Here is a 22257-nt window from a genome sequence, read left to right on the forward strand (position 1 = left end):
ATCGCCGTGGAATTTTTAAGCTTCGCTCACCCTTTCACTTCAGGAGCATTCCATGGGCAACAAACTCACCCACAAGGTCGCTGTCATCACCGGTGGCACGTCGGGCATCGGTCTGGCCGCCGCCAAGGCCTTCGCGTCCGAAGGCGCGTTCGTCTACATCACCGGCCGCCGCCAGGCCGAACTCGATGCCGCCGTCGCGGCGATCGGTCCGAACGCCACGGGCGTCCAGGCGGACTCCACGCGGCTGGCGGACCTCGACCGGCTCTACGACACGGTGCGCGAACGGCACGGCCGCATCGACGTGCTGTATGCGAACGCCGGCGGCGGCGGCATGGTGCCGCTCTCCGAGCTCACCGAGGCGCATGTCGACGAGACCTTCGACCGCAACGTCAAGGGCGTGATCTTCACCGTGCAGAAGGCGCTGCCGCTGCTCGACAAGGCGGTCCGCGGCGCATCCGTGATCCTCGCCGGCTCGACCACCAGCGTGATGGGCACCGCCAACTTCAGCATCTACAGCGCGACGAAGGCCGCGGTGCGCAACCTCGCCCGCAGCTGGATCCTCGAACTGAAGGGCCGCAACATCCGCATCAACACGCTGTCGCCGGGTCCGACGCACACGCCGGGCCTCGTGGAACTCGCCGGCCCGGACGCGGCCCAGCAGCAGGGCCTGCTGGACTACCTCACGTCGCAGCTGCCCATCGGCCGCATGGGTCAGCCCGAGGACATCGCGAAGGCCGCGGTGTACCTGGCCTCGGACGATTCGTCGTTCGTGACCGGCATCGAGCTGTTCGTCGACGGCGGCATGGTGCAGATCTGATGGCGCGGAGGCCGCCTCCGCAAGCTTGAGGATGACGGGCTCCCGCACCTTCGGTCGAATGCGACTCGAGAACGAAGGGGGAGCCCGCACCAGGTCTCGCGGGCAGTCATGGGGGATCTGCCATGGGAAGCCGCGGGAATGGCGCGCTGGCGGTATTCGCCGGCACGCTCGCGCTGGCGGGCTGTGCGGCGCTGTCGCCGCAGTTCTATGCGCCGGACATCGCGCCGGCGGCGGTGCAGGGCACACAGGGCACCGAGTCCGGCGGGCCGGTGACGTCGAGCGCTTCTTCGGCGTCGTCCGTGCCGCGGCCGTGGGCGCCTTCGGCGTCCTCTCCGGTGGAGGAGGAGCCGAACCTCTCCGATGCGATCTGGCTCGCGCGGGTCCAGCAGCGGCAATACGCGGCGGTGGTGCAATCGCTCTCCAATTCGTCCAGCGGAGTGAGCGTGGCGACGCTGACGGCCCTGGTCGGCACCGCGATCACCGCGATGACGGGAGGCGATTCGAAGCTGGTCGCCTCCCTGGCCGCAGGCACGGCGGGCCTGGTGGTCGCCGGCACCACCTTCGTGCCCAAGGAGCGGGCTACCGCGTTCGGGGCCGGGGTGATGGCGCTCGAATGCGCCATCGGATCCGCCGTGGCGCTCAATGAGCCGAAGTTGCAGGCCCGGCTGGACGGGGTCCGAAAGAACGCTGCACAACTGGACCTCGACATCGTCGACCTGGAGCGCATGGCCCGGCCGGTGAAACAGTCCGGCATCAACCCGGGTAACAAGTCGGGATGCGGCGCGCCCATCGTGTGCGGCAGCTCGTCGTCGAACCCCGCGGATCGGGCCACCAGCGCGAAGCTGTGCGAGGACCTGGAGAAGCGCCGGGCGAGCCTGTGCACGCCGTCCACGCGCAAGGAGACGACCCTCGAACCGGATGGCGACCTCGTTGCCCTCCTCGCGTACGCCCGCAAGCTGCGGACTGCCATCTCGGAGGGGGTCACCGCGGGGGACCGGTTCGGCGGCCAGGCGGACCTGGCCGCGTCGGAGCTGCGTGGCCGCGCTCGCGCGATCGGCGAGGCCGTTCGCGCGGAAGCCGCCAAGACGCAGCCGGACGTGGCGGCGGTCAAGGCCGCGGCAGGCAACAGCAGCGAACTCGGGGGCGTGCTGTCGACGTTGCCGAAGACGGTGAAGACGCCGACTTCCGCCGTGCCGCCGGGCGGGGACCCCGGCCAGGCGTTGAGCACGAACGCGCGTCCTCGCGCGGGCGACGCCGACACCAAGGCGTTGTCGGTCGAGGAACACGCCCGGCTCGAAGGCATCAGGATTCGCACGGTCAGTACCGCGAACGCCTGGAGCGGGTTGCAGGGCGTGCTGATCCGCATGGAAGCACGCCAGGCGCGGTCCCGCTCGCTCGAAGGTTGCACCGTGCCCGGCGTGACGCGGCCGGTGACCATCGTCGCCAGCGCCGCCGGGGATGTTTCCGTGCCGATCGACGATGGCGTGCGGCAATTGCTCGCACCGGGGCTCGGACTCGACCCGAAAGCCTCGAATCTGGCGCGGCTCGTCGAGCAGGGTCTGAGCGACTGTCAGGACCGTGGTGTCCTGCCCGAACCACCGGGCAGCGGCTCGCTGTCGGTCGCGTCGCTGACGAAGGTCGTCAACGGAGCCTGCCGCAAATGAGGGCGAATCAGCCGTCCTCGCGGCGAGCGCCGCCGGACCACGCCGCGGGCCGTGCGCTGGCCTGGGTCCATGCCCTCAACGAGTCGCATGGCTACGGCCGGGGCACCCTGGCCGCCGTTTTGCGGCCGGCGTCCCGTCCGGACATTCTCCTCGGCCTCACCGCCGGACACGTCGTCAGCGAGGACGAGCGTGCACGCGTCGGTGATCCGTGCACGCTGCGGGGTGGCGTGGGCGGCACGGTGGCGGGCCGGCTGTTCGACTGGTACCCGTACTTCCGGGCCGTCGACCGTGCCGTGCCGATGGATGCGGGCCTCATTGAACTGGCCGCCCCGGCGCTCGAGCCGCTCGTCGACGACTTCGCCTGGCCGGTGGGCTGGGCCGATCCGCTGCCGGGCGAACGGCTCCGCCTGCTGGTCCGGCAGCACCAGGTGCCGGCGCGGATGGTCCGCGTCGTTCCCGTGGTTCCGATGCAGGCCGGGCTCGCCAACCTTCGCTACGAGATCCTGGACGCGGCGCTCTTCGACATCGAGGCCGACGCCAGTGCCGGCGGCGTCCTCCAGCCGGGTGACAGCGGTGCTCCCGTGTGGAACGAGCGGGATGAACTGGTCGGCGTGTTGTCGGGCTCCGCGCCGGCCGGTGCCGGCGCTGCGGCGGTCATGACACCGATCCGTCGCATCCTTGCGTGGGCGAAGGCCGACCTGGTGTTGCGCCACGATGCGCTGGACCTGGAAGACCGCGGGGCCGCGCGGCCCGCGGTGCCCGCAGCCCCACCCACGCCGTTGGCGAGCGCCGTCCCGGCGGACGCCGTGGCCGCGGCGGCTGCGCTCGTACTGGCGCGCACGATGTGGGGAGAAGCCCGGGAAGACGGAGCGGATGGCATGGGCGCGGTCGGGCACGTGGTGCTCAACCGCGTGATGGGCGCGAGCTGGTGGGGACGCGACATCGAGTCCGTGTGCCTGCGCACCGCCCAGTTCAGTTGCTGGAACGCGGGCGATCCGAATCGTCCCAAGATGCTGGCCGTGACGGCTGCGGATCCGCAGTTCACGATGGCCAGTTCGCTGGCCGCCGCCTTCGTGGCGCAGGCGCCCGCCGACCCGGCGCGCGTGCGGGCCGATCCGACCCTCGGGGCCACCCACTACTTCTCCAGACGCTTGCCTCGGTGGCCCGCGTGGGCCGCCGGGCGGAGCCCGGTCGCGGAGATTGGTCATCACCTCTTCTTCAAGGACATCGGCTGACGGCTCCCGCGGGCTGTCGCACACGTCAAGGCGTCGACACCATGGACATGCGCTTCATCGAGGTCTGCATCGGGCTGGTGCTGGTCTTTGCACTGACCAGTCTGCTGGTCACCACCGTCACCGAGATCTGGGCGTCGATGCGGGGTCGAAGGGGTGCGAACCTGGAACTCGCCCTCCGGTCGATGCTGGCGGACGATCCGGCACAGGGCGGCTGGCGCGGCATGTTGTTCAGGCACCGCAAGCCGACGGACTTCACCGACGCATTGCTCAACCATCCGCTGCTGGTGTCGCAGTCCCAGGGACAGGCCCACGAGCAGGGCAAACCGTCGTATCTGCCGGGTGATCTCGTGGTGTCCGCGCTGCTGGACCTACTCGGAGGGCAGGAGAACGGGCAGAGCAAGCCTCGTGCGGAGACGCCTCGGCTGATGCTCGGCGCGTTGGCATCGACGAAGGGAGGCGACACACCGCCACCGGAGGGATTGATGCGTTCCCTCGAAACACTCTCCAAAGGCGTGGAGACGGACTGGCAAGCCTACGAGCGCCGCTTGGTCGCGTGGTTCGACAGCATCGGCGAGCGGTCGATCGGCTGGTACAAGCGCTGGAACCAGATGCGCCTGGGCGCGTTCGGCTTCCTGATCGCGGTGCTCTTCAACATCAACCCCATCGTGGTGGCGAGCCGCCTCTGGAACGAGGAACCGCTGCGGCGTGCCACGGTGGCGGTGGCACAGTCGACGAACGAGGCGTTCGTGGCTTCGCAAGCCGCATCGTCGCCGGACGCGCAGGCCGTGCTGCGTGTTCTCGAGCGTGCCGCCACGCGCCTGGAGGCCGCGGCTCCGCCGTCCGAGGCGGCGTCCGCGACGTCGAACGGGCTTGCCGGTGCGGGCACCGCCGCGGCGGCGCGGTCCGATGCGGCCCTGGGGCGGCTGCGCACCGAGCTTCATGGGGCACAGGGCAAGGACCGGGACAGCCTCGCACGCATCGCCCGGATGCTGGACCACGAGACGGACCTGCGGGACTTCGTCCGCAAGCGCCGGGCGAGCGTTGCCGACGACACGGTGCCCGAGCAGGTGCTGGCGTTCTCGACGCTGGTGGACGATGAGATGAAGCGGATCGCCGAACTGGCGGGGCAGAGCCGGCTTTCCGCGGTGGAACGGTCGGCGAGGGAGGCGCAGGCCGCGCTCGCCGCGGAGCGGGTGGATCTGCTGCTGCAGGCGCTGCCGGCGGCGTCCGGCCAGCGCTGCCGGGCGGCGCAGACCTCGGAGGCCCGTGTGGTGTGCGAACGCCTGGAGGGCGTGCGGTCGCTGGGGGACGGTGGACTGCCGGTGGGCTGGAACTTCGAGAACCTGCCCGGTTGCGAGAACCGCGGGTGCGACCCGCAGCCGGATGGCGCGCGCTCTCGGGCGGAGGTCCGCGACCGCCTGAAGGTGCAGATCGTGCAACTCGACCGCGGTGTCGGTCAGCGTGCCGCCGCGGCGTGCACGGACGGCAAGGGAAAGGACGGGTGCGATGCGGACAAGGCGCCGCGGTCGGCGGAAGCCGAGCGGGTGGAAATCGAGGCACGGCTGACCTCCGTCTGGCGCGCGGCCGCCAGCACGCTGCAGGTGCAGCCCGTGGCCATGGCCACGGTGATCGGTCACTGTGCCAGCGGAAAGGTGCCGTGCAGCTGGAGCCTGATGCTGCTGGGCTGGCTGGTGGTCGGCTTGGCGTCGGTCGTGGGGGCGCCTTTCTGGTTCGACGTGCTCGGTCGGCTGATCCAGTTGCGCGGCAGCGGTGCACGTCCGGCGGATGAAACCAAGGGCGGTGCCGCTCCCGCCGCGGGCGGCGGAGGAACCACGGGCCCCGGCAGCGGCATGCTCGCGCCACCGACCCAGCCCGCGGGTCCCGGGAGTGCCAATGCCGGATCCGCAGACGCGCTTTCGGAGGCAGAACTCCTGCTCACCGCCGATGACGTCGGACGCATCCAGCGCGACGGCCTGAACATGAAGCCGGAGGAGATCACGCGGCGCCTGGACACCGTCACACGCAAGAGCATCGCCGAATGGCAGGCCCAGCAGCAGCTGACCCCCGCCGAGGGTGTGTTGACCGGCCCGCAGATCGAACGCCTGCTGCGCGGCACCGCACCCGCGCCGGTGCAGCCGCCCGCACCGGCGGCCCCGTCGGGCCGTGGCGCCACGCCCGTCCGCAGCGACGGCACCATCGCCCCTCTGAAGGAGCAGGAGATCCGCGACATCTATGGCGACATCGCGACCGTTCCGGGGGCCTCGACCGGCTTCGTCAAGGTCGTTGCCGACGGGAAGCCCGGCGGGCCGCAGCGCGTGCTCGAGCCGCTCGTCGTGCCCGCTTCCATGGCGGCGCGGTTCCAGGGGCTCCGGGTGCACCACCTCGCGCGACCCCACCTGGAGAACGTGCTGAACGACATCGACCAGGCCGGGCTGTCGGCGCAGATCCTCACCTGCGATGGCGCGGTCGTCGAGCGGCACATCGGCCGGGATCCCGTCAAACGGCTCAGCAGCCACACCTGGGGCATCGCCATCGACATCAATGCGGCGCAGAACGGGCAGGGGTCGACGCCGGCCCCGAAGGGGACCCACGGGTCCGTCGTCGACCTCGTGCCCTTCTTCACGAAGCACGGTTTCGCCTGGGGCGGCCATTTCCGCAACGGAGGGTCCGACGGCATGCACTTCGAGCTGGCGCTGCGCAAGCCCTGAGGCGGATTTTCAGGGGCTCCGCACCGCCTCGGGCCCCAACCCCTCGACCAACACCGCGTGCAGCTGCGCATCGGTGAACGGCTTCGCGAGGAAGTCGTCCATGCCCGCTTCGATGCACTGCTCGCGGTCCTGCGGGAAGACGTTCGCGGTGAGCGCCACGAGGCGCAGCCGCGGCAGGCCGTGCTCCGACTCCATCTGGCGGATGCGCCGCGCCGCCTCGAAGCCGTCCATGAGCGGCATCTGGCAGTCGAGCAGCACGAGGTCGGGGCGCTGGCCGCCGTGGCCCAGCCGCGCCAGCACCTCGTGGCCGTCGCGGGCGCGGTCCACGGTCAGGCCCCAGCGTTGCAGCGCGGCCTCGGCCACGATGGCGTTGACCTCGTTGTCCTCGGCCAGCAGCACGGTGCCCGACAGCATCGCGCCCGCGGCAGGCTCGGCCGCGGGAGCCGGTGCGGGAGGGGTGCGGGCCGGCGCGGGTGCCGGGGGCAGCGGCAGCTCCAGCTCGAACGTGGAGCCGGCGCCGGGGCTGCTGGTGCAGCTCACGCGGCCGCCCATGGCCTCGCAGATGTCGCGCGTGATGCTGAGGCCGAGGCCCGTGCCCCCGAAGCGGCGGCTGTTCGACGTGTCGGCCTGCGCGAAGGGTTCGAAGAGCCGTTCGAGCATCGATGGGCCCATGCCCACGCCGGTGTCGGTCACCCGGGCGCGGAACACGCCCGAGGCGTCGGTGCTGGCCGACACCGTCACGCTGCCGCGGTCGGTGAACTTGATGGCGTTGCCGATCAGGTTGAAGAGCACCTGGCGCAGCCGGAACGGGTCGGCCGACCGCACGCAGGGGTGCGGCAGGTCGAGCTTCGTGGTCATCACGAGCCCCTTCTCGGACGCCGCGGGCGCGCACATCGCGACGGTGTCCTCGATCAGCTGGCGCAGGTCGACGGTCTCGGGGTGCAGGTCGATGCCGTGGGCGCCGAAGCGGGAGAACTCGAGGATGTTGTTGATGAGGCCCAGCAGGTGTTCACCGCAGCGCCGGATCACCCGCACGCCCTCGATGCGGCGGTCGGTGGCCGTGGCGTGCTGCAGCATGTTGGCCATGCCGAGGATGCCGTGCAGCGGCGTGCGCAGTTCGTGGCTCATGTTCGCGACGAACTCGTTCTTCGCGAGGTTGTCGCGATGGGCCGCGGCGAGCGCCGCCGACAGCTGCTGCGTGAGCCGCTCGTTCTTGAAGCGCAGCGTCAGCATCTCCACCACCATGCGCTCGGAGCGCCGCGTGGCCCGCATCAGCAGCGCGAGGAAGATCAGCACGCCGAAGCCGCCGTAGAAGCCGAAGCTGTCGCCGCGCAGCAGCATCACGATGGCCGCCGGCAGCACGATGGGCACGTTGTAGGCGAGGCAGGCGATCCAGTCCACGTGAAGCACGAAGGCCGCGACGGCGCTGACGCCCACCAGCGACGCGATCACCACGGTGATGGTCGGGATGTCCGCGGGCGGCACCAGCCACACGCCGGCCGCGCCCCACACGAGGCCATCGGCGAACAGCATCAGCTTGCCCCAGAACAGCCACGACAGCGACTGCGGCCGGCGCAGGTACAGGCGGACCTGCACGATGCGCGGGATCACGACGAGCACCTTCGCGATCACCCACCACAGCAGCGCCTGGTCGGGCACGTCGCCCCGCAGGTGCAGCGCGAAGCCCAGCGCGAAGATCGTGGCGGCGAACGTGGCCACGGCCGTCTGGCCGAACACCATCGCCATCTGCTCCTGGCGGACGCGGATGCGGACGTCGTCCTCGGCAGGGCCGGGCCGGAGGTGCACTGCAGGGGCGGGGGTGTCACCCATGGGCGGATCCGTCGTGGGCGGAGCCCGTACGTTACACCGTCAGGCTGCCCCGCGCTCGGCGGTCAGTCCGCCAGCAGTTCCGCCACCAGGTGCGGGGCGGCCGGGTCGGTGAAGAGGGTGTCGGCCGGCAGGTCGGCGAAGGCCGAGTCGGCCAGCGCCCCGGGGGGCGCGCCGTGCTCCCGCAGCACGTCGCGGAAGGCGCCCAGGTGGCGGTCGGTCAGCTCGTCGACGAGGCCGTCGTCGGCGATGCGGCGGGGCTGCAGCGGGCGGTGGAGGGATGCCGAGATTTCGTCTCGGCGCGATGCACGTGCGGCCACCCGGTTCGCCACCAGGTGCACGAGCGTCTGCGACGTGCTCAGGCTTTCGTTGGCGATCCCGGGCACGGGGGCGAGCGGGGCGTCGAGGCCCAGGGTGGCGACGAAATCGGACAGCACGGTGCCGCCGACGAGGCGGTCGCGTTCGTAGGGGCGCAGCAGCACGCGGTCCGCGCCGAACGTGGTTTCCCAGGCGTCGCGCAGGGCCTGCACGTCGAGGTAGTCGCGGCGGCTCTCGTAGAAGGTGCGGATGCCGTGCCGGTATTTCCACCGCCGCACCCATTCGCGGTAGCACGACTCGACGTAGTCGACCGGGTGGCGCAGGTAGGCGAGCAGGTACACCGGGCGATCGGGCATCAGGGCCGCGACGGCGAGCGGATCGATCTGCGGGGAAAAGAAGTTCTCGTGCGAGATCAGCACGCGGCCGTGCCACCCGTCGAGTTCGGCGTGCAGCTGCCGCCACGACGGGTGGAGGATGTTGTCGCGCGCCTCGGTCATCAGCGTGCGGTGGCGGTGGCCGGTGGCCACCTGGTCCACGAGGCCGGCGCGCGGGTAGAGCCAGCCGGCCTCGGCGAGGGCGCCGCGGTTGGCCTGCAGGGTGTTCTGGATGGCGGACGAGCCGGTCTTGTGCATGCCGCCGTGGACCACGATGGCGTCGGGCGGCAGGTCGAGCAGGTCGGTCGGTCGCATCGCGGGTCTCGTCAGCGCGGCAGCGCGCGGGCGCTCAGCACGCCGCGGTCCACGAGGGTTTCGATCAGCACGCGGCAGGCGTCGTCGGGCGAGCCGCGGTCCGAGTGGAGGTGCACGTCGGGATGGCGTGGCGCCTCGTAGGTGGCCTGCACCCCGGTGAGCTGGATGGCCTCGCCGCGTCGGGCGCGGGCGTAGAGGCCCTTCGTGTCGCGCTGCTGCACGACCGGCAGCGGCGCATCGACGAACACCTCGAGGAACTGGCCGGCGGGCAGCAGCGCACGGGCCTGGTCGCGCGAGGCCTGGAACGGCGAGATCAGGGTCACGAGCACGATCAGGCGCGAACGCGCCATCAGCGCGGCCACGTGGGCCACGCGGCGGATGTTCTCCACGCGGTCGGTGTCCGAGAAGCCCAGGTCGTCGCACAGGCCTTCGCGCACGTCGTCCCCGTCGAGGCGGGCGGTGTGGCAGCCGAGGTCGTCGAGCACGGACTGCAGCCGGCCGGCAATGGTCGACTTGCCCGCACCCGACAGCCCGGTGAACCACAGCACGCACGGGGCATGGACCGGCACCGGGCGCCACAGCAGCGGCACGGGGCGCAGTGATTCGTCGGCGAAGCCGGCGGGGGCGGTGATGTCGAAGGCGGGCTGGTGCACGGCGGAATCCCCGGAACGTTTGCGGAGATTGTTCCGGTGTCCCGCCGCGGCGATCGCCGGAAAAGACCGGCTGGTCGGGGTCAGATCTCCGCGGGCGGCGTGCGCGCGTCTTCCTCGCACTGCGCCTGCAGGCGGGCGATGCCTTCGGCGCCGAGGGTGGCCATGGTCTGCATGTTCACCTCGAAGACGGATTCCGCGTCGGGGAACGCCGCGGCCGCGCGGTCGACGCTTTCCTCGCGCAGCAGGTGCAGCGTCGGGTAGGGCGAGCGGTTCGTGGCGTTGGTGGGGTCGTCCGGCTCGGTGTCGGCGAACTGGTACTGCGGATGGAACGTGGCCACCTGCAGGATGCCGGCGTAGCCGAGCTGCTCCACGGCGGCGTCGGCCGCGTCGAGGAAGTCGTTGAAGTCCTCGAAGTCGGTCAGCACGAAGGGGTGCACGATCAGCGTGGTGTCGGTCTTTTCGGGGTCGCGTTCGGCGAGGTAGTGCATCTCCGAGCACAGCGTGTCGAGCAGGGTCTGCTCGTCGGTGGCGTCGCTGAAGACGTAGCGCACCTGGCCCTTGACCTGCACGGCCTTCGCGAAGGGGCACAGGTTCAGGCCGATCACGGCACGGTCGACCCAGGCGCGGGTGTGGGCGAGGGCGAATTCGGGGGTGAGGGACATCGTGGTGGCGCAGAGAGGAAAACCTGGGTCCATTGGACCCGATCGGGGATCAGCCGTACACGTGGAAACCGTCGAAGTCGGCCTTGCCGATCGGCAGCCCGGCATGCCGCAGGATGTGGTACGCGGCACCCACGTGGAAGAAGAAGTTCGGCAGGGCGTACAGGTGCAGGAAGTCGTCGGCCGGCAGCACGAGGCGGGCCTGGCCGGCGGTGTCCTCCACCTCGCGCGGCACGGCGAAGGCGGCCGGGTCCAGTGCAGCCACCAGCGTCGACGCGCGGGCGAGGCGGCGCCGCAGCCCGTCGGCCGTGGGCGGCATGTCGCCGTACGGCGGCACCGGCAGGCCGGCGAGCGGGAAGCAGGTGCGCAGCGCGAAGTTGGCCGCCACCTCCACCTGCGTGTGGAACGGCAGCATGTCGGGCGCGAGGCGGGCGGTCAGCAGCGCGGGCTCGGCCGCGGCCCGGTCGACCCACGTGCCGAGGCGGTCGAGGTAGCGCAGGAAGACCGGCACCGAGGCCGTGAACCGCGGCGGAGCCGTGCTCACGGCGTGGACGCGCGGCGGATGGTGGCGAGCAGGAACCCGGCGCCGATGAACGTGGCGCCCGACACCCGGTTGAACAGCCGCGCCCGGCCGCGTTCTCGCAGCCACGGCGCGAGCCGCGCGGCGAACGTGGCGTACACCATCAGGCAGGTGAGCTCGAAGGCGACGAACGTGGCGCCCATCGCGAGGAACTGGGGCATCCGCGGCGCGAGCGGGTCGATGAACTGCGGGAAGAACGCGGTGAAGAACAGCAGCGCCTTCGGGTTGCTGGCCCCCACGAGCAGCCCCTGCACGTACAGCGCGCGCACGGTGCCCGCGGAACGCGCCTGGTCGGGCACGTCGAAGCTCGATGCCGAGGACCGGAAGGTGGTGATCCCGATGTAGATCAGGTACGCGGCACCGGCCCACTTGATGGCATGGAACAGCGTTTCGGAGGCGGCCAGCACGGCGCCCAGGCCGACGGCCGAGCACGCCATGATGCCCAGCACCGCGGTGATGCTGCCGAGGGCGGACGCGAGCGTGAGGCGCGCCCCGTGGTTCACGCCGTTGGTCACGCACATCAGCACGGCCGGGCCGGGCGTGAGGGTGAGCACGAGGACGGCGGCGGCGTACAGCAGCCAGGCATCGAAGGACATGGAGGAAGCTCCGGGAGGATCAGGAGGACAGGTCGACCAGCAGCTCGAGGCGGTTCACCTCGAGCCAGGTGTCTTGCTTGAATTGTCGGTGAAACTGCTCGATGGCGGCCTGCGACCGCCGTGCGATCTCGAACGCGGCCTCGACGTCGGCCGCGCGCAGGTAGTAGACGAGGCTGTCGCCGCTGGCGTCGCTCTCGAGGAACACCGACTCCACCGACACGCCCTCGTCGTCCAGCGTGCGCAGCGCCTCCGCGCGGTGGGCATGGAGGTGCGCGGCCCAGGCGCGCACGCGGGGCAGGCTGCCCGGCTGGAGCCGGACTCGGGCACAGACGACGTCGTCTTTCATGGGCGGGCCTCCGGAGGGTGCGGGACCCCATTGTGGCCCCGGGTACCATGGCGGGGTGCTGAAGTACCTGACCGCTTACTCCCCGACGCTGCAGGCGAAGGTGCAGACCCTCGTCGACGAGGGGCGCCTGGCCGAGGTGCTGCGTGCCCGCTACGGCGGCGTGCACGACGTGCGCTCCGACGCCGCCCTGTACGACTACACCCTCGAGCTGAAGAACCGCCACCTGCGCAACGCCTCGCCGGTGTCGAAGGTGGCGTACGACAACAAGCTCAAGGTGATCCAGCACGCCCTCGGCACGCACACCACGGTGTCGCGCGTGCAGGGCACGAAGCTCAAGGCCAAGCGCGAGATCCGCATCGCGAGCCTGTTCAGGCAGACCCCGCCCGAGTTCCTGAAGATGATCGTCGTGCACGAGCTCGCGCACCTGAAGGAACGCGAGCACGACAAGGCGTTCTACGCGCTGTGCGAGCACATGGAGCCCGCCTACCACCAGATCGAGTTCGACCTGCGGATGTACCTCACGCAGCTCGACCTCTCCGACGAACCCGTTTTCACCGCATGATCCCGACCTCATGGCATTGACTTCCGCCGGCCAGATCTTCCTGGCGTGCAGCGCGGTGTTCCTGGGCGCTGCGTACGGGCTGGGGCGGGGCGTCTCGCGCCGCCTGCGTCCGGGGAAGCGCACCAGCGTGCTGCTGGTGATCATCTTCTTCACGATGATCGCCCTGTTCGTGCCCTTCACCTGGTGGACCGGCCAGGCGTTCTTCGCGCTGGCGACCAAACCCATCTACAGCGCCACCGTGGTGGGGCACACGTCGGAGCTTCGCGACTACGAGGAGAAGGACTCGCGCGGGCGCACCGTGCGGGGCCAGCGCCTGATGCACACCGCCCAGGTGCGGTTCCTCGGACCCGACGGCGCCTGGCTGGAGCTGCCCAACTCGGTGGCCTCGGGCGACGAACCCGTCGACGGGTCGGGGCTCAAGGTGGTGTACGCGCCGGGGGACCGGGTGGCCACCGAACTCAGCGTCCGCAGCGTGGGCCTGTGGCTCGGGGCGAGCGTGATGCTGTTCATCCTCGGCTACTTCCTGTGGGCCGCGGTCTGGTACGCCATGGGGCGCCCGATGGAAGGCGTGCGGGACTTCGGCATGGCCTTCCTGTTCCGGTTCCTGCTGCCGGTGGTCACGTCGCTGATGGCGGCGGCCCTGGGCTACACCGCGCTCAAGTACTTCGCGCTGGGCAATCCGGACGGGCACCCGCTGTGGGTCGCCTGCCTGTGCACCCTCTTCACGCTGGCGCTGCTGCCCCTTCTGGTGACGCTGCTCACGCCGGCGAAGGGACAGCGACGGGGCAAGTGATCAGCGGGTGCTGGTCTCGGACCACCACGTGCGGGCCATCGCCACGACGGGGTACAGCATCAGCGCCGCGCATAGCCACCCGTACCAGGCGCCCCCTTCCATGAACGGCGCGAGCCGGTCGGGCAGGGTGCTGTCGTGGGCCACCGACGCGAGGACCAGCTCGGCACAGCCCTTGAGGATGAGCTGGATCGACAGCAGGGCCATCAGCAGCGCGGAGAGCCGGAACACCGACAGCATGCCGACCCGCGTGCGAAGCGGCCGGTAGGCGGCCGCCAGCAGGCCGGTCGCCAGCAGGCCGAGCCCGAACCCCGTCGCGGTGTCGGCCGGACCGGCCTCGTCGTGCGTCTCGTGAAGGAAAAAGGCGAGTTCCACGGACTCGCGCAGTCCGACGATGACGCCGAACACACCCACCCAGATCGTGGCCGACGGCCGCGCCGTCCAGGCGTCCGCGGCCAGCTGCGTGCGGCTCCGGATGATCTGGGCCGACGACAGCATGCTCGTCGTGAGGAACAGGATCGCCGCGGCGAAGAGCGCCGAGATGCCCGCGGACAGCCGCGGGTCCCACGGGTACGCCGCCGCCGCTGCGGACAGGGCCGCGCCCGCGAGCACGCCCAGCCCCATCGCCCCCGGTAACCCGCGCGCGAGGTCGGCCCGCGCGGCGTTGCGCAGGTACTCCGCGGCGGCCTGCGCGATGAGCAGCAGTTCGGCGCATTCCCGCAGGGTCACGAACAGTGCGTTGAACATGGGGGCACGGATGTCACGGTGGAGCGGCATTATCCGGCGCGGCGGCCGCGGGCCGCGTGCGACACTGGCGACGGCTCCGGAATCTCCCCCGCATCGATGAAACAGGCACCCAACGACCAGGACGTTCTCCACCTCGTCGACGAAGCGATCGACCGGTTCGACGGCAACCTGAACGACCTCGGCAGCGCCATCGGCATGCTGATGCTGGCGCGGCGGTACGGGTGGCGGGTGGTCCTGCTGATCCACAGCCCGGGCACGGTGCGCAAGTACCTCAAGATCCTGGGCCTCCCCAACCTCCGGGAGGTGGTCCCCGAGGTGGGTGAACTCGCCCAGCGCTCGAAGGCCTGGCGCCTGATCGAGGGCACCAGCAGCTTCTGGAAGGTCGTGCGCGGCCAGATCAGCGGCGTGCGCACGGCGCTCGTCGACCCGCCGTCCAAGGGCTGATCCCGCCCGGCCCGGTCCGGGCTTCGAGGCCAGGCAGTGGTGCTTGACAGTACTACTGCCCGCTGCATACATTTGCTGGCGCTTGCGAGCGATTCGCATTCGCCGCCATTGCCGCGCCCCCGCATCCCGAGGACCTCCGTGAACCCGATCATCCGCACCCTTTCCGCAGCCGCCGTCGTCGCGCTCGGCGCCGCCTCCCTGCCCGCCCTGGCCCAGAACGCGGGCGAGGTCACCGTCTACACCACGCGCGAGCCCGCGCTGATCCAGCCGCTGCTCACGGCCTTCACGTCGCGCACCGGCACGAAGGTCAACACCGTGTTCGTCAAGGACGGCCTGCTGGAGCGCGTGAAGGCCGAGGGCGAGCGTTCCCCCGCGGACGTGCTCATGACCGTCGACATCGGCAACCTGGTCGACCTCGTCGAAGGCGGCGTGACGCAGCCGGTCAAGTCCCGCGAACTGACGTCGGCCGTGCCGCCGCAGCTGCGTGGCGTCGACGACCAGTGGTTCGCGATGTCGCTGCGCGCCCGCGTGCTCTACGCGGACAAGAACCTCGCGCTCAAGGACATCCACTACGAAAACCTGGCCGACCCGCGCTGGAAGGGCAAGGTCTGCATCCGCGCCGGCCAGCACCCGTACAACACCGCGCTGGTCGCCGCGATGATCGCGCACGACGGCGAAGCCAAGACGGAGCAATGGCTGCGTGGCGTCAAGGCCAACCTGGCTCGCAAGGCCTCCGGTGGCGACCGCGACGTGGCCCGCGACATCCTCGGCGGCATCTGCGATGTCGGCCTCGCCAACTCGTACTACGTCGGCCAGATGAAGGCCGCCAAGGAAGGCACCGACGCGCGCAAGTGGGGTGATGCGATCAAGGTCATCCGCCCGACCTTCGACAACCCGCGGTCGGGCACCCACGTGAACATCAGCGGTGCGTCGGTCGCGCGCCACGCGCCGAACAAGGCCGGGGCGGTCCGCCTGCTGGAGTTCCTGGTCTCCGAGCCGGCCCAGGCGCTGTACGCCCAGATCAACTTCGAGTACCCCGTGCGCAAGGGCGTGGCGCTCGACCCGATCATCGGCTCGGCCATCGGCGAGCTGAAGATCGACTCGCTGCAGCTCGCGGAGATCGCTCGTCACCGCAAGCAGGCGAGCGTGCTGGTCGACAAGGTCGGCTTCGACCAGTAAGCACCGACGGCGGCGGGCGGGCAGCGGCGATCGGCCGCCCGCACCCCCCGCCCGACCTAGCCGAGGAACCGTTCGGCGGCCACCAGCGCCCACGTCGCGACGGCGAACCCCAGCGAGAGAAACACCGCGGCGCTCGCCTGGTCCTTCGCCCGCTTGGACAACTCGTGCCGGTCGAACGAGATGCGGTCGACGGCGGCCTCGATGGCGGAGTTGAGCAGTTCGACGACCAGCACGATCAGCAGCACGCCGATCAGCGCGAGGCGCTGCCACCACGTCGTGCCGAGGCAGAGCGCCGCGGGCACCAGCACGGCCGCGGCCCACGCCTCCTGCCGGAAGGCGCTCTCGAAGCGGTAGGCGGACGCGAGCCCCGCCATGGAGTGGCCGGCGGCCCGCACGATGCGGTCGAGGCCGACATGGCCCTTGTAGGGATTGGTCATGGCGAAGTCTTGAGCGGAGGCGGGTGCCTCGTCCGGGTGAAAGGGGGGACGCTCCGGAGCCTGACGCGCGTTGCTTAAGGCAACCTTAGGGCGGCACCCGCCGCCAGGGCGTCCGTCGGCGCCGCCGCCGCGAACCGCACGGTGGCCAGCAGCCCGTGCGCCTCGTCCGGGTTGTCCGAGAGTGTCACGTCGGCATCGAAGCCCCGCGCGATCTCGCGCACGATCGCGAGGCCGAGGCCGGTGCCTTCGGTGTCGTTCGACACGCGGTAGAAGCGTTCGAAGATCCTGTCGCGGGCTTCGGCGGGAATGCCGGGGCCGTTGTCCATCACCGTCAGCCACACGGCCTCGTCGGTGCGCCGCACGCCCACGGTCACCCTGCCGCCTTCGGGGGTGTAGCGCAGCGCGTTGTCGAGCAGGTTGCTCACCAGCGCCTCCAGCAGCGTGGGCTGCGCGGTCACGAACGCGCCGTCGGCACCGGGCTCGGACTCCAGCCCGAGGTCGATGCCGCGGCGGTCCGCCAGCGCCGCGAGCTGCTCGACACACCGCAGCGCGGCGGCGGCGAGGTCCACGCGTTCGAGCGGCGTGCGCCCGTCGCCGCGTTCCTCGGCCTGGGCGAGCAGCAGCAGCTTGTTGGTGACTGCGACGAGCCGGCGGTTGCTGGTCTGCATCTCGCGCCACATGTCGTCCATGTCGGCGCGCCGCGTGGCCCATTCGCCGCGGTGCTGCCGCGTGTAGCGCGCGTACTCGATCTGCGAGGCCTGCATCGCGAGCGGCGTTCGCAGCTGGTGCGCGGCATCGGCGATGAAACGCCGCTGCGCCTGCGAATGCGACTGGAGCTGGGCGACGAAGCGGTTGATCGTGTCGGCGACGGGGCGCAGCTCGGTGTGCAGCGCCTCGGCGTCGACGACCGGGTCGAGGTGCAGCGGATCGCGCTGGGCGAGCTGCCGGCTCAGGCGCACGATGGGCCGCAGCTCGAGCGTGAGCGCCGCCACGGCGAGCGCGACGGCGAGCAGCAGCGCCACCAGCAGGTACACGAGCGAGGGCCACCAGAGCGTGCGCAGCATGTGGTCGCGGCTGCGCTGCGTCTTGCCCACGGCGATGGTGATGTCGCGTGCGCCGCCCACCTCGTACATCGAGCGTGTGGTGACCACCGCGCGCAGCGGCAGGCCGGTGAATTCCGCGTCGTACCACTGGGCGCGGTCGATGCCTTCGGGCTTGCGCACCGCGGGCAGCGGGAAGTCGGGCGACCCCGCGAGCAGCTCGCCGTTGGCGCCCGTCACGCTCAGGAACACGCGGTCGCGCTCGGGCGACACGAAGAGGCTCAGCGCCGACGGGGGCACGCTCGCCTGCACGTCGTCGCCTTCCCAGATCAGCCGGTCGGACAGCACCTTGGCCGAGGACAGCAGGTCGTGGTCCTGGACGTAGTCGGCCACCTCGGCGGCATTGCGCCAGTTGAGCCAGCCGCACACGGCGACGAACACCGACAGCGGCAGCAGCAGCCACAGGGCCAGGCGCAGCCGCAGGCTCGCGCGTTTCATGGGGCCCCTCAGTCTTCCTGGCGCGTGCGCAGCAGGTAGCCCACGCCGCGCAGCGTGATGATGGTGGCCTGGCTGGGCTCGAGCTTCTTGCGCAGGCGGTGGATGTAGATGTCGACCGCGTCGGCGCTCGGTTCGTCGTCGAGCCCGAAGATCGCATCGATCAGCGCCTGCTTCGACACCGCGTTGCCGGCCTTCAGCACGAGGGTCTCCAGCAGCGTGCGTTCGCGCGGCGGCAGCGCCAGCTCCTCGCCGGCGAGCGTGAACTGCCGGGTGCGCAGGTCGTAGCGCAGGTCGCCGCAGAGGATGTCGTTGGCCTTGCCCGGCATCTGCCGACGCACGAGCACCTTGATGCGCGCCACCAGCTCGCGGACCTCGAACGGCTTGACGAGGTAGTCGTCGGCGCCGATCTCGAGGCACAGCACCTTCTGGTCGAGCGAGGCGGTGGCCGTGAGGATGATCACCGGCACGGTGTCCCCGCGTTCGCGCAGCCGGCGCAGCACGGCCTTGCCGGGCAGGCCCGGGATGTTGAGGTCGAGCAGCACGACGTCGTAGGCGCCCTGGAGCAGCTGCAGGTCGGCGGCCTCGCCGTCCGCGACGTGGTCGACCACGAAGTCCTGCTCGCGCAGCAGGCTCGAGAGCCAGTGTGCGAGTTGCGGGTTGTCTTCGATCAGCAGCAGCTTCATGGGGCGCCTGATTCTAGGGAGGCTGCGGCGGTGTGGGGTGCCCTAGGGATAACCATGAGGATTCCGGCGCGCCGCCGAAAGCTGGTCGAAGGGTCCGGATTTCTAGACTGGCTTCGTCGAACAACCCGTGGAAAGACCGCCGACCATGTCCCCCATCCGCCGCACCCTGATCGCCGCCGCCCTCTGCACTTCCTTCGCCGCGCCGTTCGCGCACGCGGCCGACGCACCCATCGTCATCATGGTGGGGGGCATCAACAAGATCATCTACCTGCCGGCCAAGCTCACCGAGGCGCTGGGATACTTCAAGGACGCGGGCCTGAACGTCGAGCTGCAGTCGCAGCCGGCCGGCGTCGACGCCGAGAACCAGCTGATCGCCGGCGCCGTGCAGGGCGTGGTGGGCTTCTACGACCACACCATCGACCTCCAGAGCAAGGGCAAGGAGATCCAGGCCATCGCCGTGTTCTGCAAGGTTCCGGGCGAGGTCGAGCTGGTCAGCACCAAGGCCGCCGCGGCCGGCTTCAAGAGCATGGCCGACGCGAAGGGCGGCAAGACGCTGGGCGTGACCGGACTGGGCTCGTCCACCGATTTCCTCACCCGCTACCTGGCCGACCGCGCGGGCGTGGCCTCGAAGGAGTACTCGCTGCTGCCCGTGGGTGCCGGCAACACGTTCATCGCCGCGATGAAGCAGGACCGCATCCAGGCCGGCATGACGACCGAACCCACGGTGTCGCAGATGCTCAAGACCGGCGATGCGCAGGTGCTGGTCGACCTGCGCACCGAGGCCGACACCGTGAAGGCGCTCGGCGGGCTCTACCCGGCGGCCAGCCTGTACGTGCAGAACACCTGGGCCGAGTCGCACAAGGTCGAGGCGGCCAAGCTGGCCCAGGCCTTCGCCCGCACGATGAAGTACATCCAGACGCACAGCGCCGAGGAGATCGCCGAGAAGGTGCCGCGCGACTACTACGGCAACGACAAGGAACTGTACGTGCAGGCACTGAAGGCCTCGCTGCCGATGTTCACAGCCGACGCGAAGATGCCCGCAGGTGGTCCCAAGACGGTGCTGAAGGTGCTGGCCACCTACAAGCCGCTCGTGAAGAGCAAGAACATCGACCTGTCGAAGACCTACACCAACGCGTACCTCGCGGCGGCCACCAAGTGAGGACCGGACCATGCTCATGACCACGCCACCCGCCAGCGTCCCCGCGATCGACTTCCGCGACGTGTCGCTGCGCTTCATCTCGCAGGACGGCAACGCCACGGTCGCGCTGCGCAACTTCAGCATGTCGGTCGCGCGCGGCGAGTTCGTCGCGATCGTCGGCCCGACCGGCTGCGGCAAGTCGACCACGCTCAACATGATCACCGGCCTGCTCAAGCCCACCGTGGGCGACGTGCGGGTGATGGGCCGCCCCGTGGACGGCATCGACCCGCGCATCGGCTTCGTGTTCCAGGCCGATGCCGTGTTCCCGTGGCGCAGCGTCGAGGACAACGTGGCCGCAGGCCCGATGTTCCGCGGCAAGCCGAAGAAGGAGGCGCTCGAACTCGCGCAGGACTGGATCCATCGCGTGGGCCTCGCCAAGTTCGGCAAGCACTACCCGCACCAGCTGTCGGGCGGCATGCGCAAGCGCGTGGCGCTGGCCCAGACCTTCATCAACGACCCCGAGATCCTGCTGATGGACGAGCCCTTCTCGGCGCTCGACATGCAGACCCGCACGCTGATGCAGGACGAGTTGCTGCAGCTGTGGTCGAACAACGGCGGCAGCGTGGTGTTCGTGACCCACGACCTGGAGGAGGCCATCGCGCTGGCCGACCGCGTGTTCGTGCTGTCGGCCCGGCCGGCGACGTTGAAGCGTGTCTACGAGATCGACCTGCCGCGCCCGCGTGTCATGGCCGAGGTGCGCTACGACAAGCAGTTCATCGAGCTGTCCCGGCACATCTGGGACGACCTGCGCGAAGAGGTCGTCATCCAATGAGCCCCGCCACCCTCACCACTGGAGCCGCCATGAGCACCACCACGACGACCCTGCCCACCGCCCTGAGCGACGAGGCCCTCGCGCGCGAATCCGGCATCGCCCAGGCCGCCATCCGCAACCGCCGCCGCATGATCATCGGGCTGCGCCTCGCGGTGCTGGTGGTTGCGCTCGGCGGCTGGGAACTCGCCGCACGGCTGAAGTGGATCGACCCGTTCTTCTACTCGATGCCCTCGATGATCTACGACCAGCTCGTCGAGTGGATGCGCGACGGCACGTCCCAGGGCTCGCTGTGGATGCAGGTGGCGGTGACGCTCGAGGAAACCGTGCTCGGCTTCCTCATCGGCTCGGTGGCGGGTGTGATCTGCGGCATCGTGCTGGGCCGCAACAAGCTGCTCTCGGACGTGTTCAGCCTCTACATCCAGATCGCCAACTCGATCCCGCGTGTGGTGCTGGGCTCGATCTTCGTGATCGCGCTGGGCCTCGGCATGGCGTCGAAGGTGGCGCTGGCGGTGGTGATGGTGTTCTTCGTGGTCTTCGGCAACGCCTTCCAGGGCGTGCGCGAGGCCGACAAGTACATGATCGCGAACGCCCAGATCCTCGGCGCCTCGCCGCGCCAGCTCACCATGGCCGTGGTGATCCCGTCGGCGATGTCATGGATCCTCGCGAGCCTGCACGTGAGCTTCGGCTTCGCGCTGGTGGGCGCGGTGGTGGGCGAGTTCCTCGGCGCGAAGGAAGGCATCGGCCTGCTGATCTCCACCGCGCAGGGCGCGTTCAATGCCAGCGGCGTGTTCGCGGCGATGATCGTGCTGGCGGTGGTGGCGCTGGCGGCGGACTTCCTGCTGAGTTCGCTCGAGAAGCGGCTGCTGAAGTGGCGGCCCGCAGCGTTCTGAGCTAGCCGAGCACCAGGCGCTCCGCGAGGTGTCCGTACACGGCGGACACCCGGCGAAGGTGCCGCGACTCGCGGTGCGTCAGCAGCCAGAGGTCGTTGGGGTGGTCGTCTGCCGGCGCGTCGAGCGCCACCAGGTCCGGGCGATCGGCCGCGAGGAACGCCGGCAGCACGCCGATGCCGAGACCCAGCGAGATCAGCTCCATCACCGCCAGCACGCTGTTGACCCGCAGCCCCGGCACCACCTTCGGGAAGTGCTTGCGGCGCCACAGCACGGACGGGTGGTCCGGCAGCATGTCGTCGGTGGCGATCCACGGCACCGATGCCGGATCGCGCGATGCGGCCCGGCGGAGCGGCGCCTTCTTCGCGGCGTAGAGGCGCAGGCGGATGGGCCCGAGCCGGCGGCCCACGAGGTGCTGCGGCGGGCGCATCGTGGCCCGCACCGCGATGTCGGCCTCGCGCCGCGTGAGGCTCACCACCTCGTTGGCGGTGTGCAGTTCCAGGTTCAACAGCGGGTGTTCGGCCACGAGGTCCTTCAGGGCCGGGGCGACCAGCCCGTGGAGGATGGTGTCGGTGGTGGTGATGCGCACCGTGCCCGACACCTGGGCCGGCACCGCCTGCACGGCCGAGCGGGCCACCTCCAGCGCGGTTTCCATCTGCTCGGCCTGTTCGGCGAGCGTGCGGGCGAGGTCGGTGGCGGCGTAGCCACTGCGGCTTCGTTCGAACAGCGTGCGTCCGAGGCCGCGCTCCACCTTCTGCAGCGTGCGGAACACCGTGGAGGCGTCCACCAGCAGCCGCTCGCCGGCCGCGGCGAGCGTGCCGGCGCGCACGAGGGCCAGCACGACGTTGAGGTCGGCTGCGGTGAGATCGTATTGCGTTCGTGCAGTCATCGTTTGCGCTCCTGCGCATTTTCAATGCATCGACGCAAT

The 22257-nt window shown here is 70.4% G+C and carries 23 protein-coding genes; 11 read left to right on the forward strand and 12 right to left on the reverse strand.

Annotated features, from left to right (window positions below; genetic code table 11):
* Positions 1–52: 52 nt before the first annotated feature.
* The 4 genes from A4W93_RS08525 to A4W93_RS08540 all read left to right on the forward strand — a co-directional run bounded on the left by A4W93_RS08525 (position 53) and on the right by A4W93_RS08540 (position 6424).
* Positions 53–817 carry an SDR family NAD(P)-dependent oxidoreductase gene (locus A4W93_RS08525; RefSeq protein ID WP_085750215.1) on the forward strand — a complete coding sequence of 255 codons (765 nt, stop codon included), beginning with the start codon at positions 53–55 and terminating at the stop codon, positions 815–817.
* Positions 818–939: 122 nt separating this feature from the next.
* On the forward strand, positions 940–2481 hold the full coding sequence (locus A4W93_RS08530; protein WP_085750216.1) for a hypothetical protein: 1542 nt from the start codon (positions 940–942) through the stop codon (positions 2479–2481).
* Entirely contained in the window at positions 2478–3716 is a 1239-nt protein-coding gene (locus A4W93_RS30265) for a cell wall hydrolase (RefSeq protein ID WP_218919190.1), read from the forward strand. Before A4W93_RS08530 ends, A4W93_RS30265 begins: the two co-directional genes overlap by 4 nt.
* A 41-nt stretch (positions 3717–3757) precedes the next feature.
* A complete protein-coding gene (locus A4W93_RS08540) occupies positions 3758–6424 on the forward strand; it encodes a M15 family metallopeptidase (protein ID WP_085750217.1) in 2667 nt (888 codons plus the stop codon).
* A 9-nt stretch (positions 6425–6433) separates the two neighbouring features.
* Here A4W93_RS08540 and A4W93_RS08545 read toward each other — a convergent pair whose 3' ends face one another.
* From A4W93_RS08545 to A4W93_RS08575, 7 genes are all read right to left on the reverse strand, one after another.
* On the reverse strand, positions 6434–8254 hold the full coding sequence (locus tag A4W93_RS08545) for an ATP-binding protein (protein ID WP_085750218.1): 1821 nt from the start codon (positions 8252–8254) through the stop codon (positions 6434–6436).
* Positions 8255–8316: 62 nt separating this feature from the next.
* Positions 8317–9258 carry a hypothetical protein gene (locus A4W93_RS08550; RefSeq protein WP_085750219.1) on the reverse strand — a complete coding sequence of 314 codons (942 nt, stop codon included), beginning with the start codon at positions 9256–9258 and terminating at the stop codon, positions 8317–8319.
* A gap of 11 nt (positions 9259–9269) precedes the next feature.
* On the reverse strand, positions 9270–9911 hold the full coding sequence (gene cysC, locus A4W93_RS08555; protein ID WP_085750220.1) for an adenylyl-sulfate kinase: 642 nt from the start codon (positions 9909–9911) through the stop codon (positions 9270–9272).
* Positions 9912–9991: 80 nt separating this feature from the next.
* On the reverse strand, positions 9992–10573 hold the full coding sequence (locus A4W93_RS08560) for a DUF1415 domain-containing protein (protein ID WP_099959878.1): 582 nt from the start codon (positions 10571–10573) through the stop codon (positions 9992–9994).
* A 49-nt stretch (positions 10574–10622) separates the two neighbouring features.
* Entirely contained in the window at positions 10623–11114 is a 492-nt protein-coding gene (locus A4W93_RS08565; protein WP_157782138.1) for a DUF1993 family protein, read from the reverse strand.
* Positions 11111–11746, reverse strand: coding sequence for a LysE family translocator (locus tag A4W93_RS08570; RefSeq protein WP_085750223.1), 636 nt, complete (start codon positions 11744–11746; stop codon positions 11111–11113). Before A4W93_RS08570 ends, A4W93_RS08565 begins: the two co-directional genes overlap by 4 nt.
* A 19-nt stretch (positions 11747–11765) precedes the next feature.
* Positions 11766–12092 (reverse strand): DUF6176 family protein, encoded by a 327-nt coding sequence (locus A4W93_RS08575; protein WP_085750224.1) that lies wholly within the window; start codon positions 12090–12092, stop codon positions 11766–11768.
* Here A4W93_RS08575 and A4W93_RS08580 point away from each other — a divergent pair.
* Positions 12091–12654, forward strand: a complete 564-nt coding sequence (locus A4W93_RS08580; RefSeq protein WP_085750225.1) for a YgjP-like metallopeptidase domain-containing protein — start codon at positions 12091–12093, stop codon at positions 12652–12654. The genes A4W93_RS08575 and A4W93_RS08580 overlap by 2 nt on opposite strands.
* 10 nt (positions 12655–12664) lie before the next feature.
* Positions 12665–13447 (forward strand): hypothetical protein, encoded by a 783-nt coding sequence (locus tag A4W93_RS08585; RefSeq protein ID WP_085750226.1) that lies wholly within the window; start codon positions 12665–12667, stop codon positions 13445–13447.
* Here the strand turns inward: A4W93_RS08585 and A4W93_RS08590 are convergent, their stop codons facing one another.
* A complete protein-coding gene (locus A4W93_RS08590; RefSeq protein WP_085750227.1) occupies positions 13448–14191 on the reverse strand; it encodes a hypothetical protein in 744 nt (247 codons plus the stop codon).
* A 96-nt stretch (positions 14192–14287) separates the two neighbouring features.
* Between A4W93_RS08590 and A4W93_RS08595 the strand changes: the two genes are divergently transcribed.
* Together A4W93_RS08595 and A4W93_RS08600 are read left to right on the forward strand one after the other, a co-directional pair.
* Complete coding sequence (locus tag A4W93_RS08595; RefSeq protein ID WP_085750228.1) at positions 14288–14635, forward strand: hypothetical protein; 348 nt, start codon at positions 14288–14290, stop codon at positions 14633–14635.
* A gap of 138 nt (positions 14636–14773) precedes the next feature.
* A complete protein-coding gene (locus A4W93_RS08600; RefSeq protein ID WP_099959879.1) occupies positions 14774–15814 on the forward strand; it encodes a Fe(3+) ABC transporter substrate-binding protein in 1041 nt (346 codons plus the stop codon).
* A 56-nt stretch (positions 15815–15870) separates the two neighbouring features.
* On the opposite strand, the gene A4W93_RS08605 is transcribed toward A4W93_RS08600, so the two are convergent.
* From A4W93_RS08605 to A4W93_RS08615, 3 genes are all read right to left on the reverse strand, one after another.
* Positions 15871–16251: a diacylglycerol kinase gene (locus A4W93_RS08605; RefSeq protein WP_085754087.1), complete on the reverse strand. Its 381-nt coding sequence runs from the start codon at positions 16249–16251 to the stop codon at positions 15871–15873.
* A 74-nt stretch (positions 16252–16325) separates the two neighbouring features.
* Complete coding sequence (locus A4W93_RS08610; protein WP_085750229.1) at positions 16326–17789, reverse strand: sensor histidine kinase; 1464 nt, start codon at positions 17787–17789, stop codon at positions 16326–16328.
* 8 nt (positions 17790–17797) lie between these two features.
* Positions 17798–18472, reverse strand: a complete 675-nt coding sequence (locus A4W93_RS08615) for a response regulator transcription factor (RefSeq protein ID WP_085750230.1) — start codon at positions 18470–18472, stop codon at positions 17798–17800.
* A 145-nt stretch (positions 18473–18617) separates the two neighbouring features.
* Between A4W93_RS08615 and A4W93_RS08620 the strand changes: the two genes are divergently transcribed.
* Genes A4W93_RS08620 through A4W93_RS08630 form a run of 3 tightly spaced genes read left to right on the forward strand, consistent with a single transcriptional unit; the run spans position 18618 to position 21332 of the window.
* Positions 18618–19631 carry an ABC transporter substrate-binding protein gene (locus A4W93_RS08620; RefSeq protein WP_085750231.1) on the forward strand — a complete coding sequence of 338 codons (1014 nt, stop codon included), beginning with the start codon at positions 18618–18620 and terminating at the stop codon, positions 19629–19631.
* 16 nt (positions 19632–19647) lie between these two features.
* Positions 19648–20442, forward strand: coding sequence for an ABC transporter ATP-binding protein (locus A4W93_RS08625; RefSeq protein WP_099960042.1), 795 nt, complete (start codon positions 19648–19650; stop codon positions 20440–20442).
* A gap of 29 nt (positions 20443–20471) precedes the next feature.
* Positions 20472–21332, forward strand: coding sequence for an ABC transporter permease (locus A4W93_RS08630; RefSeq protein ID WP_085750233.1), 861 nt, complete (start codon positions 20472–20474; stop codon positions 21330–21332).
* A gap of 1 nt (position 21333) precedes the next feature.
* Here the strand turns inward: A4W93_RS08630 and A4W93_RS08635 are convergent, their stop codons facing one another.
* On the reverse strand, positions 21334–22218 hold the full coding sequence (locus A4W93_RS08635) for a LysR family transcriptional regulator (protein WP_085750234.1): 885 nt from the start codon (positions 22216–22218) through the stop codon (positions 21334–21336).
* Between the last annotated feature and the right edge of the window lie 39 nt (positions 22219–22257).

The organism is Piscinibacter gummiphilus, from assembly GCF_002116905.1.
GTDB classification, from domain to species: Bacteria; Pseudomonadota; Gammaproteobacteria; order Burkholderiales; family Burkholderiaceae_C; genus Rhizobacter; species Rhizobacter gummiphilus.